11 protein-coding genes, 1 tRNA gene and 1 pseudogene are annotated in these 17,824 nt (G+C 69.1%); 8 read left to right on the plus strand and 5 right to left on the minus strand.

Annotated features, from left to right (window positions below; genetic code table 11):
- Positions 1-275 precede the first annotated feature (275 nt).
- The 4 genes and pseudogenes from RM446_RS19335 (at position 276) to RM446_RS19350 (ending at position 8,752) form a co-directional block, all read left to right on the plus strand.
- On the plus strand, positions 276-1,403 hold the full coding sequence (locus RM446_RS19335; protein WP_398695512.1) for a serine/threonine-protein kinase: 1,128 nt from the start codon (positions 276-278) through the stop codon (positions 1,401-1,403).
- Positions 1,402-3,111: pseudogene (locus RM446_RS19340) on the plus strand (UvrD-helicase domain-containing protein); the annotation flags it as partial. The gene RM446_RS19335 and the pseudogene RM446_RS19340, both read left to right, overlap by 2 nt.
- A 69-nt stretch (positions 3,112-3,180) precedes the next feature.
- Positions 3,181-5,700 (plus strand): GmrSD restriction endonuclease domain-containing protein, encoded by a 2,520-nt coding sequence (locus RM446_RS19345; RefSeq protein ID WP_311546778.1) that lies wholly within the window; start codon positions 3,181-3,183, stop codon positions 5,698-5,700.
- A gap of 421 nt (positions 5,701-6,121) precedes the next feature.
- A complete protein-coding gene (locus tag RM446_RS19350; protein ID WP_311546830.1) occupies positions 6,122-8,752 on the plus strand; it encodes an ATP-binding protein in 2,631 nt (876 codons plus the stop codon).
- Positions 8,753-8,952: 200 nt separating this feature from the next.
- On the opposite strand, the gene RM446_RS19355 is transcribed toward RM446_RS19350, so the two are convergent.
- Positions 8,953-9,023, minus strand: a tRNA-Gly gene (locus tag RM446_RS19355).
- Between the two features lie 119 nt (positions 9,024-9,142).
- Between RM446_RS19355 and dcd the strand changes: the two genes are divergently transcribed.
- Entirely contained in the window at positions 9,143-9,739 is a 597-nt protein-coding gene (gene dcd / locus RM446_RS19360; protein WP_311546779.1) for a dCTP deaminase, read from the plus strand.
- A gap of 81 nt (positions 9,740-9,820) precedes the next feature.
- On the opposite strand, the gene RM446_RS19365 is transcribed toward dcd, so the two are convergent.
- Together RM446_RS19365 and RM446_RS19370 are read right to left on the minus strand one after the other, a co-directional pair.
- Positions 9,821-10,855: an SDR family NAD(P)-dependent oxidoreductase gene (locus RM446_RS19365; protein WP_311546780.1), complete on the minus strand. Its 1,035-nt coding sequence runs from the start codon at positions 10,853-10,855 to the stop codon at positions 9,821-9,823.
- 195 nt (positions 10,856-11,050) lie between these two features.
- Positions 11,051-11,695 carry a rhomboid family intramembrane serine protease gene (locus RM446_RS19370; RefSeq protein WP_398695515.1) on the minus strand — a complete coding sequence of 215 codons (645 nt, stop codon included), beginning with the start codon at positions 11,693-11,695 and terminating at the stop codon, positions 11,051-11,053.
- 524 nt (positions 11,696-12,219) lie between these two features.
- On the opposite strand from RM446_RS19370, the gene RM446_RS19375 reads away from it, so the two are divergent.
- The 3 genes from RM446_RS19375 to RM446_RS19385 all read left to right on the plus strand — a co-directional run bounded on the left by RM446_RS19375 (position 12,220) and on the right by RM446_RS19385 (position 15,815).
- Positions 12,220-13,548 carry a quaternary amine ABC transporter ATP-binding protein gene (locus RM446_RS19375; protein WP_311546781.1) on the plus strand — a complete coding sequence of 443 codons (1,329 nt, stop codon included), beginning with the start codon at positions 12,220-12,222 and terminating at the stop codon, positions 13,546-13,548.
- Complete coding sequence (locus RM446_RS19380) at positions 13,545-14,786, plus strand: ABC transporter permease (RefSeq protein ID WP_311546782.1); 1,242 nt, start codon at positions 13,545-13,547, stop codon at positions 14,784-14,786. The genes RM446_RS19375 and RM446_RS19380 overlap by 4 nt, the downstream gene beginning before the upstream one ends.
- 75 nt (positions 14,787-14,861) lie before the next feature.
- Positions 14,862-15,815: a glycine betaine ABC transporter substrate-binding protein gene (locus tag RM446_RS19385; protein WP_311546783.1), complete on the plus strand. Its 954-nt coding sequence runs from the start codon at positions 14,862-14,864 to the stop codon at positions 15,813-15,815.
- Between the two features lie 187 nt (positions 15,816-16,002).
- On the opposite strand, the gene RM446_RS19390 is transcribed toward RM446_RS19385, so the two are convergent.
- Together RM446_RS19390 and RM446_RS19395 are read right to left on the minus strand one after the other, a co-directional pair.
- Positions 16,003-16,518 carry a hypothetical protein gene (locus RM446_RS19390; RefSeq protein ID WP_398695516.1) on the minus strand — a complete coding sequence of 172 codons (516 nt, stop codon included), beginning with the start codon at positions 16,516-16,518 and terminating at the stop codon, positions 16,003-16,005.
- A 283-nt stretch (positions 16,519-16,801) separates the two neighbouring features.
- Positions 16,802-17,728, minus strand: coding sequence for an alpha/beta hydrolase family protein (locus RM446_RS19395; protein WP_311546784.1), 927 nt, complete (start codon positions 17,726-17,728; stop codon positions 16,802-16,804).
- Positions 17,729-17,824 lie beyond the last annotated feature (96 nt).

Raw genomic sequence — 17,824 nt, forward strand, 5'->3', positions numbered from 1 at the left:
GAAAGCCAGGTCTCCGGGAAACCCCGTCTGACCTGGCTTTTGTCCGTTTTGGAGCGGATGACGGGGATCGAAGGGCCCAGTGGTAATTCGTTGACCTGCGGGAATGCGAGTATCCCCAGGCTGTCGGCGAGGTGTGGATCGGGTTGCGCGCGGTTGCGCCGGGATGGATAGCGAGATGTGCACCCTGGTAGTGCACCACCTTCGGCAATGTGGTGCACCCTTCGGGGTGCACGAGTCCCCCGGTCGACTCGGGGCCACCCTGGATGATTGTCGGCATGGCAGCGCCATGTCCGGATGCACCACTAGAGTCTTTCCCATGCCGGTCCCGGGGTCAGTGCGCTGTCGCCGGGGCCACCACGTTTCCCCGCCCGATTGGCAGGTATCCCGTGGAAGACCTCGCTCCCGCCGATCCCCGCGCGCTGGGTGGTATCACGCTGCGCGGTCGGCTCGGTGAAGGCGGCATGGGTCGTGTCTACGCCGGTTTCACCGAGGACGGTGAGTACGTCGCGGTGAAAGTCCTGCTCGACGCGCACGCCGAGCGGAAGGATCTCCGCGGGCGCTTCGCGCGCGAGATCGCGGCCATGCAGATGGTGCAGGACCCCGGCACGGCCGCGCTGCTTGATGCCGCCTCTCCCGACGACGATCCGCCGTGGCTGGCCATGGAGTTCGTCCGCGGCCTGTCCTTGCGGGACTACGTGCAGCGCTACCGCCCGCTCGGCGCGGAGTCGGGTGCCGCCCTCGGCCTGGTCCTCGCCGACGCCCTCGACGCGATTCACGCCGCCGGCCTGCTGCACCGCGACCTGAAACCGAGCAACGTGCTAATGGGCCCCGAAGGCCCGCGCGTGATCGACTTTGGTCTCGTCGCCCTCGGCGGTCCCGGCGGCGAGCTGACCACCACCGGCGCGACCGTGGGTACCCCGGTCTGCATGGCCCCCGAGCAGGCCGATTCTCCCGCCGACGTCACGGCCGCCGCCGACGTCTACGGGCTCGGCGCGACCCTGCTCTACGCCGCCACTGGGCACTACCCCTACCAGCGCCCTGCCATCCCGGCCGTCATCGCAGCTCTGACCAGCGAGGATGTTCCTCCCGACCTCGATGGCGCCCCCGCTGAACTTTCCCCGCTGATCGCCCGGATGCTCGCGCACGCCCCCGCCGGCCGCCCGCCGCTGACCGAGGTGCGCCGGCTCCTCGCCGAGCGGCTGGCCGTTTCCGGCCGCTCGCCCGCCGCTGCCCGTACCGCGCTGGCCCGCGAGACCTATGTGCCCGGCGCCGACGAGCCGGACGACAGGGTCATCGCCCGCCCCGTGCGGCGCCCGCGCCACGTCGGCCGCACCAGGTCGCAGATGCCGAATACCCCGGTCGTGGTGAGGACAGCCGAACGGCTGCGCCGCGCCTACGCGTGACCCGGTGGACACATCCGACTACACCGCGGCGCTCGCCCGCCCGGCGACGCGTGTCACCAGCGAGGACACGGACATCCAGGTGGCCATCGAGGACCGGTTCAGCCGGTGGAAGGTCTTCCTGCACCCGACCCAGCACAAACTGGCCCGGCGCGACCACCGCGGACCGGCCCGCGTCAGCGGTGGCCCGGGGACGGGCAAGACCATCGTCGCCCTGCACCGGGTCGCCCACCTCGCCGAGCGCCTGCCGCTCGGCCACACCAAGCAGATCCTGCTCACGACGTTCAACAAGAACCTCGCGGCCGACCTGCGCAAGCGGCTGCTGGAGTTGGGCGGGCAGGCGGTCGTCGACCGGGTCGAGATCGTCAACATCGACAAACTCGCCACGCAGATCGTCGCCGAGACAGGCCGCACCGGGCAGCGCCGGTGGATCGACGACGGCAAGGCCCTGCGCGAGTGGGAGGACATGCTCGCCGAACTGGGCGAGAGCCAGTGGGACCCGGAGTTCCTGCACGCCGAGTGGAACCAGGTCATCCTCGGCCAGGCGATCAACTCGCGCGCCGACTACTTCCGGGCGCGCCGGGCCGGGCGCGGCAAGCGGATCAGCCGGGCGCAACGGGCGGAGATCTGGCAGCTCGCCGAGCGGTTCAGCATGCGGCTGGACGAGAAAGGGCTGTGGACCCACCGCCAAGTCGCGGAGCTGGCCGCACGGATCCAGTCTGAGCAGGCGATGAAGATCGCGGCGTTCGAGGAGCGCCAGGAGCGCGAGGGCGCCCAGATGCTCCAGCATCTGGAGCAGTCGTGGGCGAACCTGCGCTACCCCTACCGGCATGTCGTCGTCGACGAGGCGCAGGACCTCAGCCCGGCGCACTGGAAGCTGCTGCGGGCGCTGGTGCGCGCGGACGACAACGACATCTTCCTCGTCGGCGACACCCATCAGCGCATCTACGACAACTACGCGTCGCTGAGCAGCCTCGGCATCAACATCCGCGGCCGCTCGGCCCGGCTCACCCTCAGCTACCGCACCACCCGGCAGATCCTCGGTGCGGCGCTCGGGCTGCTGGGCGAAGAAGAGTGGGACAACCTCGACGACAACACCGAGACGCTCGGCGGCTACCGCTCCCTGCTGAAGGGGCCGCGGCCCGACATGCGCGGGTTCGACACCTGGCAGGGGGAGTTGGACGCGCTCGCCGAGACGGTGGCGGCCTGGCAGCGGGAGGACCATGAGCGGGCCGCGGCCGCAGCGGAGGCCGCGGGGGGCGACGGGGAGGAGGCCGAGGAACAGGAGCAGACGTCCATCGGCGTGGCCGTCCCGACGCGCGACATGGTCGGCGAGGTCGAGCGGCGCCTCGCCCAGGAGGGCATCCGCGCGGCGGGCATCGGCCCGGAGGGTCCGCGCCTGGACGACGCGGTCCACGTCGGCACCCTCCACCGCTTCAAGGGGCTGGAGTACCGCCGGATGGCCGTCGCCGGAGTCGCCCAGGGCCTCGTCCCCGGCCGCCACGTCGAGCAGCATCGTGACGACACAACCCGCTACCAGCGGGAAGTCCAACGGGCCCGCTCCCTCGTCTTCGTAGCCGCCACCCGCGCCCGTGACACCCTCACCATCACCTGGCACGGAACCCCGAGCCCGTTCCTCCCCGGCAACGCCGCCCCCGACGACGCCCCGGTAGACGGCGCCCTGTTCTCGCCAGGCGGCGCCCTGTTCTGACGCGGCAGTCGTCCCGACCGTATGGCCGCCCGCACGGTGGTCGGACACCCTCTTTGCTAGGAGACCCCCATGCACGCCAAAGAGAACAATGTGGCTTCACTCCTGCAGGGTGAGAAGCAGTTCCAGGTGCCGCTGTACCAGCGTCCCTACACCTGGGGGAGCAAGGAGCTGGACCGGTTCTGGGACGACATCGCCGAACTCGCCGATGAACCGCAGGATGCCGCGGACCGCCTTCCGCACTTCCTCGGATCCCTCGTCCTCGCGCCCAAGGACCTGTCGGCCGGCGGGTTCCCCGAATGGGTCGTCGTGGACGGTCAGCAGCGCCTCACCACTATCCTCCTCGCGCTATGTGCCGTGCGTGACCGGCTCGCGCGCGACGATTCCCAGGCCTGCGACCGCATCAACGAGAAGTACCTGATCAACAAGTTCCAGTCCGGCTCGGCGCATTACCGGCTGCTGCCCACCCAGGCCGACCGGCAGGCCTTCGTCGACTGCATCGAGCGCAACGCCACGGCCGGGGGCGCCGACCCCATCGGGAAGGCCTACCGCTCGTTCAGCTCCAAGCTGGCGGGCGCCGAGGTCACCCCCGAATACGCGGCCCGGATGGAATCCGTCCTGAGCGCGCGGTTGTCCGTCGTCGAAATCACCGCGGACAAGGCCGACAACGTCTACCGGATCTTCGAGTCGCTCAACGACACGGGTGTCAAGCTCACGCAGGCCGATCTGCTGCGCAACCACATCTTCATGCTGCTGCCCCAGCAGGGTCAGCACGTGTATGACGACATCTGGCTGCCGCTGCAGCGGATGCTCGGGCCGACCGACCTCGTGCAGCTCTTCTGGCTGGATCTGGTGATCGGCGGCAAGGACAAGGTGAAGCAGGGCGACATCTACGCCAATCAGAAGAAGCGTTTCGCCGAGTTGGTGAAGGCGGGCGGCGAGGACGGGCTGCGCGCGGAGTTGCAGAATTTCAAGCGCCGCGGGGAGCGGCTGCAAAGCATCATCGATCCCGACCGCGCTCCCGCTGAGCTGAAGGCCCCGCTGAGCCATCTGAAGGCGTGGGGCGGACAGACCGCCTATCCCCTAGTGCTGCACCTGCTGGACCTGGCGGACCGGGGGGAGACCACCCGCGGAGAGGTCGTCGAGGCGCTCGGATACGTCGAAAGCTTCATGGTCCGCCGGATGCTCTGCGGCATCCACACCAACAACCTCAACCGCATCTTCAACGCGGCCCCGCGGGAGCTTGAGGACGGTCGGCCCGCGGCGGAAGCGGTCAGGCTCTACCTGTCCCGCAAACGGCACTACTGGCCGTCGGACGAGCAGTTGCGCGACGCGATCCGGCAGCGGCCGTTCTACTGGCAGGGCCGGGCCGACCAGCGCACGTTCGTGCTGCGGCGCCTGGAGCAGAGCTACGACTCTCCGGAGCCGGTCGACTTCCTCAACGCGGCACTGACGATCGAGCATGTCATGCCGCAGACACCCACGCGGGAATGGCTCGACCAGTTGGCGGCGGACTCTCCCGGCGAAGATCCCAAGGAGGTCCACGAACGCCTGCTGCACACGCTCGGAAACATCACCCTGACCGGGCAGAACGCGAGCCTGTCCAATGATCCCTTCGAGCGCAAGCAGCAGATATTCGCCACCAGTGCGCTCGCGATGAACCACCGGATCGCCGCGGCGCCGCGGTGGGGAGCCCAGCAGATATCCGACCGCGCCGATGATCTGGCCTGCAGGGCCCAGAGCCTGTGGCCGGGACCGCTGCCTGATGCGGCCAAGCTGGTGGACGACCGCCCGGAATGGGTGATGTTGCACAACGCCGCGGCCGCACTGCCCGCGGGCGGTTGGACGACCTACGGCGACCTCGCCAAGCTCATCGGTAGTCATCCACAGGCGGTGAGCAGCCACATCACGTCTCGACCCGACATCGCCAGCGCCTATCGCGTGCTGAACGCCAAAGGCATGATCGCCACGGACTTCCGGTGGCTGGACGGGCGCACCGACGATCCGAAACAGGTACTCGAAGAGGAAGGCGTGGTGTTCGACGACAAGGGCCGCGCCGACCCGGCCCAGCGCCTGACCGCGGCGGATCTGGCCGACCTGATCGGACTCGACACATCGGAGGTCGAGGACGCGCCGTTGCGGACGAACGGCACCCTGGAGGAGCGGGAGCACAGGTTTCACGAGCTGCTGCGAGAGAACCAGGCGCCGGAGACCGCCGAAGCGGTGCTCGCGTTGTTGGACCACTGGAAGGCCCGCGGTGGAACCGTGACCTACGGCAGCGGTACCGACACCAGTTGCTTCCCCCTCGTCTGGGCGGAGACACCGGCGCAGCACAACCTGTGGCCGGTCGTCTTCTATCCACTGGGCGGCCGCGTCGAGGTCGTCTTCCAGCACCTGAGCCGGCGCGAGCCGTTCGACGACATCAGCTTGCGCCGCGAGTTGCTCGGCCTGCTGAATCTGATTCCGAAGGTAGGCATCTCCGATGTCAAACTCGACCTTCGTCCGAGCTTCCCCATGAGCGCGCTTTCCGCCGGGGGCGCAGACAGACTCCGGGATGCGCTGATGTGGTTCATGGACCAGGCGAGGCGATGACGGGCGATTGCACCGCCGGCGGCCGGTAGGGCCCGGCTCGGAACAGGCATTGCAACCCTGCCGGTTGGACTACTGCCGCTGCACCGGCGTGCTCGTGGTGGATGCACCACGAGCCGGCACCGGCGGATGGCGTTGCTGCACACGTTGTTGCTGGGCGCGGCTCGGGGGAGGTGTTTGGCTTCCGGCTGAGCAGCGAGTTGTGGGCGGGCTGACCGGTGTCGCGTATTCGGTGGTCCCGACGACACGGCTCCGCCATCGCGAGGCACCCTTGCCGACACATTCGATAGGGACAGCACCGCATCGCGGCCGGACGGTCGACGCCGCCGCATGGCGTCCATCCGGCACCGCAACGGCCGGGAACGCGTGCGCTCGCGGAGTGCTCTAATACGTGAAGGCGTAGGCGAAGGGAGCCGGTGTGTCGATGCGGACACGAGGCGACACTGGCCGACGGCGTGGGCTGCTCCTGGCAGCGGCCTCGATCATCACCGGACTCGCCGGCGCGGTGACCAACATCGTCACAGGCCAGCAGGTGATCCTGTGGTGGCTCGTCGGACTACTCGTCGTTCTCCTCGCCATCGCTGCTGTCCTGGCCTACCTGTCCGAACGTGTCCCTCGCCTCGACAGCGCCGATGCCGCCCAGGATGGGTCGACTGACGACCCTCATGTTCGTGAGGTCGTGCACCAACACAGCCATAGCTATCCCCGCGCACGCCCGAACACGGGTCCGGTCAATGCACTTCCGCCCACGCTTCCCGGCTTCACCGGCCGCCTGGCCGAGTTGGCGCAGTTGCGCGCCCATATCGATGCAGACGGTGGCAACTCCGCCAAGATTTACGCCATCGACGGCATGGGCGGGGTCGGCAAGACCAGCCTCGCCGTGCGGCTCGCGTACGACCTCGGCAGCCGGTTTTCTGACGGGGTGCTATTCCTCGACATGCGCGCGCATACGTCCGGCCAGGAGCCCTACCGTCCCGTTGAGGCGATCAGGGCCCTGCTGCTCCAATTAGTCGAGGACAACAGTGCGCTGCCCGCACAGGAAGAGGCGCTCCAGGCGCGTTGGCGGGCCGAGCTGAACAGCCGCCGACTGCTCGTGCTGATCGATAACGTCGCTGACGCCGACCAGGCCCGACCCCTACTCGCGGGCGAGGGGCACTCGGCTCTCATCCTCACCTCCCGCGCCCGCCTGGCTCTTCCTGGTATCCAGGCGGTCTCGCTGTCGCCCCCGCCCGAGAGCGACGCCGAGCGGATGTTCATCGACGCTTTGGGCGACCACCCGGCAAAGGCGGACTCCGAATCCATCGCCGACGTGGTGCGGGCGCTGGGCAACCTACCGCTCGCCCTCGTCCTCGCAGCCACGTGGCTGGCACACCGCCCCATGGCGACAGTGACCGACCTGCGCGATCGCTTGCCCGCGTCCCAGCGTCCGGTCGAGGACATGCTGGAGCTCTCTTACGGCGAGCTTCCCGACGAGCTTCGCAAGTTCGCGCGGCTCATCGCGCACCACCCGGCCTCGGTGGTCACGCCCGCCGCCGCTGCCGCACTGGCCGATCTTCCCCTCTCATGCGCCACCGAGCGGTTGGAAGACCTCTATGACCGCCACCTGATCGAGGGGGCGGAGCGGACCGGACAGTACCGCCTGCACGATCTCGTGAGATCGTTCCTGCTGGAGCGGTCGGCCCGGATCGACACTGCGGTGCAGGCCGAGCAGGCGTTTGCGCGCCTGGCGCACGCCTACTGCGGTCTGGCCGCGACTGTCGAACGCGAAACCTACGCCGCGCTCGATCGGGATCGGGAAGGGTTGCTGCTAGCCGCCGAGCGCGCGGTCGAGCGGAGAGTCATGCCGTGGGCTTGGTGCCTACCGACCGCGATCACCCCCTACCTCAAGATGCGCGGACTGGCTGGCACCGGCGTACACCTTTGCACACGCTCGCTGGCTGCCATGCGGCCGGTGCGTGACCTGCGGGCCAGGGCCCACCTCCAGCTGAGCCTGGCGCGATTCGCCCAGGTGGTGGCGACACCGCGCGAAGCCCGGGACGAGCTACGCATCGCCCGTCGGCAAGCCCTGCTCAGCCTGGACCTGAAGCTATACTTGGCGGTCGCCGAATTGACGAAGGACTCTTCCTCGGCCACAGGGCGCGACGGCCGGCTCCCACGGTGGCTGCTGGAGCGCCTCTACGCGTGGCGGATCCGCGGCACCGCGCCTAAGGATTCGGGACACCTACTTATGCAGTGGAGCGAGGACCTGCGCCGCAATCATGACCTCGACCGTGCCCGCAGCACCCTGGAACAGGCCCTGGAGATGCTTACCGAAGCCGGAGACCTGCACTGCGGGTCGAAAGTGCTCACCTCGCTGGCTCGGATGCAGTGGCACGAGGGCGCCTACGACCACGCTCGGGAGTTCGCCCGGCGGGCGCATGCCTACAGCGTGCATATGGCATGCAGGTACTGCACAGCCAACGGTGAGATGTTGCTGGCCGATTACCAGAGCAACGGTGGCGATCAAACGGCGGAAGAAGAGTATCTGCGCAGCGCGATCGCGATCTACACCGAGATCGAAGCCTCACACCGCCGGCTGGGGGCGACGCTGAAGCTGGCCGAACTGCATAACCGGCGAGGCGACCGGGCCGCGGCTGACTCCACTCTCGACTTGGCGCAGTCCGGACTGCGTGCCGACGACTGGTCCGGCCAGGCGCTGGTCCGCCGGCGCCGGGCGCTACACGCAGCGGAGGCAGGGGATTCAGCGGCGGCCCTTCGCGAGCTGACGGCCGCTTTCGAAACGCTCGCGATCATCGAGGGCCCCGATGTTGCGGACGACCGTGCGCACAGTCACTTGGACATGGCGGAACTGCAGCGCATGTGGGGTGACCTGGCGGGGGCGCACCGCAATGCGCAGTTGGCGCTCTCCATGCTTGAGGAACTGGAGCAGATCGGTTGCCAAGTGGCCGCCCACAAAGAGTTGGCTGACATCGCCGAGGCGGCCGGAGATCCCGCGAAGGCCGAAGAGCATCGGCGCCGGGAGCATGACCTGCGGGAGGCGGCTTTCTACCGGTAGCGGGTAGCCCGGCGACCGATTGCTCAAGGACGCCCGCGCTCGTGTCCGGTGTGCACCCTCGCCGACAGGGCGGATGACGGGATGGAGTCTGCACAGCGGGCGGCCGCGGCGAGGTGGTGCACCCTCGCGTGCACCCTCGGCAGCAGAAAAGCCCTGCCTGTTCGATTTGATATCGCAGGTCAGGGCTTTTTTTCGTACAGAGCGGATGACGGGGATCGAACCCGCGTTATCAGCTTGGGAAGCTGAAGTTCTGCCATTGAACTACATCCGCGTCGATGCAGGGACTGCGATCCTCCGCCGACTCACGACAGCTTACCGGATGTCGGCGGGGACCGGGTAACCGGAGCGCGTGGCGGCGGTCGGCCGGTGGGAGGCGGTAGGTTCTGGAGGGTGCTGCTCTCCGATCGCGACATCAGGTCTGAAATCGAGTCCGGGCGGGTCAAGATCGACCCGTACGCCCCCGGGCTCGTCCAGCCGTCGAGTGTGGACGTGCGGCTCGACCGGTACTTCCGAGTGTTCGAGAACCACAAGTACCCGCACATCGACCCCGCCGTGGAGCAGCCCGACCTCACGCGCTTGGTGGAACCGGACGGAGACGAGCCGTTCATCCTGCATCCGGGAGAGTTCGTGCTGGCGTCGACCTACGAGGTCGTCGCGCTGCCCGACGACATTGCGAGCCGCCTGGAGGGCAAGAGCTCGCTCGGCCGGCTGGGGCTGCTCACGCACTCCACAGCCGGGTTCATCGATCCCGGCTTCTCCGGGCACGTGACCCTGGAGCTGTCGAACGTGGCGACGCTGCCGATGAAGCTCTACCCCGGTATGCGCATCGGGCAGCTGTGCATGTTCCGGCTGACCTCTCCGGCGGAGTACCCCTACGGTTCCGCCCAGTACGGGTCGCGGTACCAGGACCAGAGGGGTCCGACCCCCTCGCGGTCGTACAAGAACTTCCGCTGGGGGACGGGCGAGGGCGGCGCCGCGCAGGCGTAGTCGGCGGTCAAGCTCCCCGCCCGAACCTCCTTGCGTCCTGACTCCCTCTGCACGCTGCCCCTCGCCCGCCGCCCCCGCTTCCTACTTCGCGAACGCGTCCACGCCCGTCAGCTCGGCCGACAGCATCCACAGCCGGGCGGCCTGCTCGGGGTCGACGGCGTAGGTGCGCACCGCCGACGGACTGCCCGCGTCCCCGGTCTCGACCATCTCGGCGATGTCGCAGTCCTCGCAGTACACCGCGCCCATGCCCGCGAGCTGCGGCGAGGTCGCCGCCCACACCTGGGTGGCCGCGCCCTGCTCGGGGGTCTTGAAGGACGGGTTGAGCGGGTTGCCCTGCTCGTCGATCCAGCCTGCGGCCACCATCTCCTCCTTGGGGAGGTGGCGCTGCAGCGGAGTCAGGATGCCGCCCGGGTGAAGAGAGAACGCGCGTACGCCCGACTCCCGGCCCAGCGCGTCGAGGTGGACGGCGAACAGTACGTTGGCGGTCTTGGCCTGTCCGTAGGCCTCCCACTTGTCGTAGGACCGCTCGAACTGCACGTCGTCCCAGCGGATGGGGGAGCGGTGGTGGCCGCGGGAGGAGACCGAGACGACGCGGGCCCCGTCGCCGGAGGCGATGGCGGGCCAGAGCCGGTTGACCAGGGCGAAGTGGCCGAGGTGGTTGGTGGCGAACTGCGCCTCCCAGCCCGGTCCGACGCGGGTCTCCGGGCACGCCATGATCCCGGCGTTGTCGATCATGATGTCGATGCCGCGCCCCGTGGCCAGGAACCGGTCGGCGAACGCGCGGACGCTGTCCAGGTCGCCGAGGTCGAGCGCGTCCACCTCGACGCCCCCGGCGCCCCCGGCAGACCCGCCGGCCTGCCCCTCGGTCCGCCCGTCGGCTGACCCGCCGATCCCGGCGAGGGCCTCCTCGGCGGCCGCGGGGCGGCGGGCCGGGACCACGACGTGGGTGCCCGCTTCGGCGAACGCGCGGGTGGTCTCCAGTCCGAGGCCGGAGTAGCCGCCAGTGACGACGGCGAGCTTGCCGCGGAGGTCGATCCCCTCCAGGACCTCCTTCGCGGTGGTCCGGTCGGTAAAGCCCGAGCCGATCGGGCGCTGCGGCGTCTTCTGTGTGGTCATGAGCGTGATGCTAGGGGTTGGAGTGCGCTCCGACTCAAACGTCGCCTGCGTGTTCCGACGTACCGATCCGGATCCGTGCCGGCCGGCGTTCCGGCGCCGCGCCCGCGGGCGATCCGACCCTCCGACGCCGCGGTTCCCCCTGCGCCCCGAGTCCTCGCGCCCGCGGCGCCTTCGCCCGCGCCCCGGCACAGGCTCTCAGCGCAGTGGTGCTCCGTACCCGCCGTACCCCCCGGGCCCCGGCCCGGACCCGGGCCGCCTTCCATAGCCGCCGTTGAGCTCGCGCCGGCTCTGGCGCCGAGGAAGGAAGTAGGCGGCGAGCAGCCCGCCCAGAAAGCCGAACAGGTGGGCCTGCCAGGAGATCCCCGTCTGCTGGGGCAGCACGCCGAAGATGAGCGTGCCGTAGAACAGGACCACGCAGATCATGATGACGATGTCGACGGTGCGCCGTTCCACGATGCCGCGCAGCACCGTGTAGCCGAAATAGCCGAACACCAGGCCGCTGGCGCCGACGGTCAGTGTGTCCTGCGGGCTGAGCAGCCAGACGCCGATCCCGCTGGCCGCCATCACGATCAGGGTGGTCCACGCGAAACGCCCGAGGCCGCCGATGGCCACGAGCGCGCCGAGCACCAGGAACGGGATCGAGTTGCTGATCAGGTGTGCGAAGCCGGCGTGCATGAAGGGGGCGGTGAGCACGCTCCAGGCGTTGTCGAAGGTCCACGACCGCAGCCCGAACACGGTGTCGAGCGCTCCGCCCAGGACGGTGTCGACGATCTCGAACACCCACATCGCGGCCAGCATCGCCGCGACGGTGAGGAAGCCGACTGTGCGTGAGTGCGTCACTCTTTCGACTTTACGCGACGCCCTCCGGCCCGACCCTGGAGAGGTTCGGGGCCTGTGGACGGAGGGTGCACCGGCGTTGAGCGGAGAATCACGGTACTCACACGCGGGCGTCCTGAGCGTAGCCGTTTTGAGCTGCCAAGACGACCGAAGAGTGATCGCGGTCACCTTGATCCGAAGTGTGGCGTAGATCACATTGTGGAGGTACCGCGGGATCCAAGTGTGGTGCGCACGTCCGCTTTCCGGGTAGTGCACAACCGTAAACGTGTTATCTCTCCGTGACGATGCTGGCGGCAAGTCTTCGCACTTCGTCGGTAGGGTTCCTATCACCATAAATGGGACTTAAAGAGCGGCCAGGACATGGCACGCGTGTCGGGCGCCCCGATCGGGGGAGGGCTGTTGCGGGGGTGCGGACCGAAACGTTCGGTAACAGAAAGTAAGTCCGCCCCGCATCGCCGAGGCGCGCGGAGGGGCGCCTTCACGGGCGGCCCTCGGATGTGCCACTGGACAGAGGCAAAGAGGAGACCGTGCCAGCAGTACGTGCAGACAAGCTATACAAGATATTCGGCAGGCGCCCGACCAAGGCGGTCGAGCTGCTGGCGGACGGCCGGCCCCGCGACGAGATCACGTCGCTGAACGTCACCGCCGCGGTCATCGACGTCTCTTTCGAGGTGCAGCCCGGCGAGATCTTCGTGGTCATGGGGCTGTCGGGCTCCGGCAAGTCCACGCTGATCCGGATGCTCAACGGCCTGCTGCCGCACACCTCGGGAACCGTCGAGATCGACGGGACCGACATCACCAAGCTGGGCAAGTCGGAGCTGCGCAAGCTGCGCAGCGAGAAGGTCAGCATGGTGTTCCAGCACTTCGCGCTGTTCCCGCACCGCTCGGTGCTGGAGAACGCGGCCTACGGCCTGGAGGTCCGCGGTGTGCCCCGCGCCGAACGCGAGACCAAGGCGCGCGAGGCGCTGGCGATGGTCGGCCTCGACGGTTGGGAGCTGAAGGTCCCGGGCCAGCTGTCCGGCGGTATGCAGCAGCGCGTCGGCCTGGCGCGGGCGCTGGCCGCCGACACCGAGATCATCCTGATGGACGAGGCCTTCAGCGCCCTCGACCCGCTGATCCGGCGCGACATGCAGACCCAGCTGCTGGAGCTGCAGGCTTCCCTGGGCAAGACCATCGTCTTCATCACCCACGACCTCAACGAGGCGATGCGCCTGGGCGACCGCATCTGCGTGCTGCGCGACGGGCGCGTGGCCCAGATCGGCAAGGCCGAGGAGATCCTCAACGACCCGGCCAACGACTACGTCGCCAACTTCATTGAGGACGTCGACCGCACTCGCGTGCTCACGGCCTCCTCGGTCATGGAGAAGCCCATCCCGGTCATCGACCCGGGCCAAGGCCCCCGCACGGCGCTGCGGACCATGCGCGACAACCAGACCCAGTGGGCGTTCGTGGTCCAGCGCGACCGCAGGCTCATGGGCGTCGTGGGCGAGAGCGCGATCGCCGAAGCGGTGCGCGACAACGTCAAGGACCTGAGCGGGCTCGTCGGCTCGGCCGAGCGGGTCTCCCCTGACACCGCGGTCGCCGACATGTTCGTCCAGGCCGCGGAGAGCTCCTACCCGCTGGCCGTGATCGACGACGACGAGCGGCTGGTCGGCGTCATCCCCCGCGGCACCCTGCTGGCCGCGCTGGCCACCCCCGACGCGGGCGACGAGAGCGGGGCGGACGAGGCGGCCGAGACCGCGTCCGCCGAGGACGAGTCCTCCCACTTCGCGGAGTCCGCATCCGAGTCCGGCGCTGACTACTCCGGGGCCGAACCCGGCGACGACGCCCCGGCCACCGAAGGGAGCCGGCGATGAGCCTGATTTCCTACGCCGTCCCCGTGCCGCGCGTTCCGGTCGGCACCACCTTCGAGGCCGTCATCGACTGGCTTCGGGTGAGCCTCGGTGCGTTCTTCGAGTTCGTCGAGATGATCATCGAGGCCTGCGTCACCACGCTCTCGACGATGTTCACGATCCCTTCGGCAACCCAGTTCACCCTGCTGGCGGCCGCGTTCGTCGCCGGCGGACTGCTGGCCCACAAGCACCGCAGGCCGACCTTGATCGCCGTGGCGGTCTGGGCCGGGTTCTACGTCGCGGAGCTGGCGGCCGGACTGGTGTCCGCGGTGATCACCACGCTGCCCGCGCCGCTGTTCCTGTGGGCGATGAACCTGTTCGGCGCCGAGTACGTCTATCCGCCGCTCGTCCTGGCGCTGCTGCTGCTCGCCGCGCTGGTGGCCATCAGTTTCACCGCGGCCAAGGAGCGCCCCCAGCACGTGACGGCCGTCGTGTGGCCGTTCTGCCTCCTGGTGATCCTGCTCCTGCACTTCGTTGTCGGCGTGCAGCTGTCCCTGATCGTCGCGGCCCTGCTGTCCGTTCTGGCCTACGCCGTGGCGGGCTGGGGCGTCTGCATCTTCAGCATCCTCGGCTTCCTGCTGATCATCAGCATGGATAGCTGGGAGAACGCGATGAGTAGCCTCGCGCTGATCCTGGTGGCGACCTTGGTCGCGGTCGTGGTCTCGCTACCCATCGGCGTGCTGGCAGCCCAGAACCGCCACGTCAGCACCGCGGTCAAGCCGGTGCTGGACTTCATGCAGACCCTGCCCGCGTTCGTCTACCTGCTTCCGGCGATCGCGTTCTTCAGCATCGGCACCGTGCCGGGCGTCATCGCGACGGTCATCTTCGCGATGCCCCCCGGTGTGCGGCTGACCGAGCTGGGCATCCGCCAGGTCGACAAGGAGCTGGTCGAGGCTGGCGAGGCGTTCGGCGCCCCGGACTGGCAGATCCTGCGCCGCATCCAGCTCCCGCTGGCGCTGGCCACGATCATGGCCGGTATCAACCAGATCATCATGCTCAGCCTGTCGATGGTCGTCATCGCCGGCATGGTCGGCGCGGGCGGACTCGGCAACGACGTCTACACGGGTATCGCGCAGGGCGACATCCCGGTGGGCTTCGAGGGGGGTATCGCCGTGGTCATCCTGGCCATCTTCCTGGACCGGCTGACGGGGGCGGTCACCCGCTACTCGCCCGCGGCCAGGGCGCAGCGCGCGTCCGCCTGAGTCTCCCATCCCGCCCCGCCGCCGCCCGCATCGGCGGGGTTCCCTGGAATCACCCGCACACAAGGAGGAGGAACCGTGAGCGAGACAACGCGCTTCACGAAGCTGATCGGAGTAGGTGCCGCGGCCGCGTCGCTGGCGCTCGTCGCGAGCGCCTGCGGCGGAGGCGGCGAGGGCGGCGTGTCCACGGGCCCCTCGGAGGGCGAGGGCGGCGGCGGTGACAAGACCATCACCATCGGCCTCATCCCCTGGGAAGAGGACATCGCCGTCACGCACCTGTGGAAGGCGGTCCTGGAGGAGAAGGGCTACACGGTCGAGCTGAAGAACGTCGACGTGGCCCCGGTGTTCCAGGGGACCGCCGACGGCGACATCGACCTGTTCATGGACACGTGGCTGCCCAACACCCACGGCGACTACATGGACAAGTACGGGGACAAGGTCGAGGACCTGGGTGCCTGGAACGAGAACGCCAAGCTCACCCTGACGGTCCCGTCCTACATGGAGGACGTCAACTCCATCGAGGACCTCAAGGGCAACGCCGACCAGTTCAACGGCGAGATCATCGGTATCGAGTCCGGCTCGGGTCTGGTGCAGACCACCGAGGAGGAGGCGATGCCGACCTACGGCCTCGAGGACGAGTACAAGCTGGTCAAGTCCTCGACTCCGGCGATGCTGGAGGAGCTGCGTACGGCGACCGAGGAGGAGGAGCCGATCGTCGTGACGCTGTGGCGTCCGCACCTCATCTACGCCGAGCAGGACCTCAAGGACCTTGAGGACCCCGAGGGCGCGATGGGCGAAGCCGAGACGATGAACGTCATCGCTCGCAAGGGCTTCTCCGAGGACCACCCGGACGTCAGCAAGTGGCTGAGCGACTTCCAGCTCTCCGACGAGCAGATCGGCACCCTGGAGGAGACGGTCATCGCCGAGCACGAGGGCGAGGAGACCGAGGGGGCCAAGGCCTGGCTGGCCGACAACCCCGACTACCTCAAGGAGATCATGGGCGACGACGCCAAGGACCTGGACTTCTCCTAGTCCGCGCAGGTCGCGTGGAACCGCGGCAGCGGGTTCCGCATCTCCGGCAGCGAGCGGGCCGCGTCCGTCCGGGCGCGGCCCGCCCTGCTTGTCCGGGGGCGGTGCGTCCGGCCTGCCGTGCCTCTGCGGTGCCCCAGGATGCAACCGGGGCCGTGCGGCCCTTCGGCGGAACCGGGTATGCGCCGGGTCAGCGCCCCGACGTGAGCGAGCGGTCGCTGCGCGGCGGGATACCTGCTGTGCTCATGAACGCGTCGACCTTGTCCGGTGAGGTCAGCCCCGTCAGCGGCAGGTAGGGGCGGCTGGCGCGGCGCCCCTGGACCGAGGGGAACTGGCGCGGGCGGCCGGTGACGTCGCACAGGCCCAGCGACCGGGTACGCCCCCGCAGCACGTAGTAGGAGCCGACGTCGGCGAACGGGATGCGCACGATGTAGCGCCCGCGCGTATAGCGGAACTCCCCGTCCTCGACCTCCAGCACCGGCACCCGCAGCCGGAGGCCGTCGGCCAGCAGCCCCAGCCCGGCGGCCAGTACCGCCACGCCCAGCGCCGCGGCCCCCCAGTGCAGCGCTCCCTGCTCCGGCAGGCCCCAGAGCCCGGCGTACGCCGCCGCGGCACCCCCCGCGCCGGCCAGCGCCAGGACCGCGCCGCTCCATAGCTCCGCCCGTTTACGGCCCATCGGGCAGGTCAGCCGAACCATTTCGGACACGGGAGCGCCTCTCTCACTGAGCAGGGGGACTGGCAAAGGGGACGCGGCAATCGGAACCATATCGGTTATCCGGTCGGTGCAACGGCGGATTGCGGCGATCGGCGGCGCCTTTTCAGTGTGTGTCCGGATGCCGTCGCGGCCGGTGCCCGCACACGCCGATGGCGGCCGCTGTGTGCGACCGCCATCAGCCCTGGTGCGTCCCGCTCCGTGCCCGCCCGGGGCGCCGCCCGGAAGGGCGCGGCGCCGCCCCGACCAGGCGTCGGGCACGTCGGAAGGTGAAGCCCTAGCAGTTGGTCTCGCGGTAGTCGGAGATGTCCGAGAACAGGCCGCCGCTGTCCGGAGGCGGGCAGAGGAACTGCTCGTAGCGCTGGTCGCCGTCCACGTACAGCTTCAGCCAGGAGATGCTGTACTTCGCGATGGTCGTGTTCGACAGGTTCGGCGCGAAGTGCGAGGCGCCCTCAAGCTCCAGGTAGGCCTTGCCGGGCGAGCTCGGCAGGCTCTCGTAGAACGGGATGGAGTGCGAGTTCACCGAGGCGACGGAGTCGTTCTCCGCGCCCACGACCAGGGTCGGCACGCTGACACTGCCCCAGGTCTTGTCCAGGTTCCACGCGGTCAGCGGGATGGCCGCCTTCAGCTCGGGGCGGTCCTCGGCGATCTCCAGCGTCCCGCCGCCGCCCATGGAGTGGCCCATGGCGGCCATGCGGTCGCCGTCGACGATGTCGCTCACGTCGCTGCTGTCGGCCAGGTAGTCCAGTGCGGCGCCGATCTGGCGTCCCCGGCTGGAGGGCTGGTCGTAGCGGGAGTTGGTGTCGATGGTGAAGACCACGAAACCTTGCGAGGCGAGCCGCGGGCCGAGCCAGGACATCGAGGAGGAGCTGGCGGTGTAGCCCGGGGCGACGACCACGCCGCCGTAGGTGTAGCTGTCGTCGGTGGGGTAGTAGATCGTGCCGCCGCCGAAACCGCTCACCAGCGAGGAGACGTCCTCGTCGTCGGTGTCGAACGGTCCGGTGGTCGCCTCGATGCTGTCCTCCGAGGGATCGGGGCCGATCTCTTCGGCGTGGGCCGGTGCGCTCACGGCGACGGTTCCGCCGAGGGTCAGCACCAGGGCGGCGGCGATCCGGCCGGCGGTGTTCAGGGGGCCGCGGGACGGGGACGCGGTGCCGTGCGGGGCCGCCTCGGGCTGCTCGGCGGGGGCGTTCGTTGCGAACATGGGGAATGCTTCCTTTGCCTCGCGACGGGAGCGCCGCGCGCTTCGCGGGGGCCGCGGGCGCGGTTCGCCGTCAGTTCCAGGGGGATCGGCGGCGCG

Origin of the sequence: Streptomonospora wellingtoniae (assembly GCF_031845375.1) — a bacterium.
Classification (GTDB): domain Bacteria; phylum Actinomycetota; class Actinomycetes; order Streptosporangiales; family Streptosporangiaceae; genus Streptomonospora; species Streptomonospora wellingtoniae.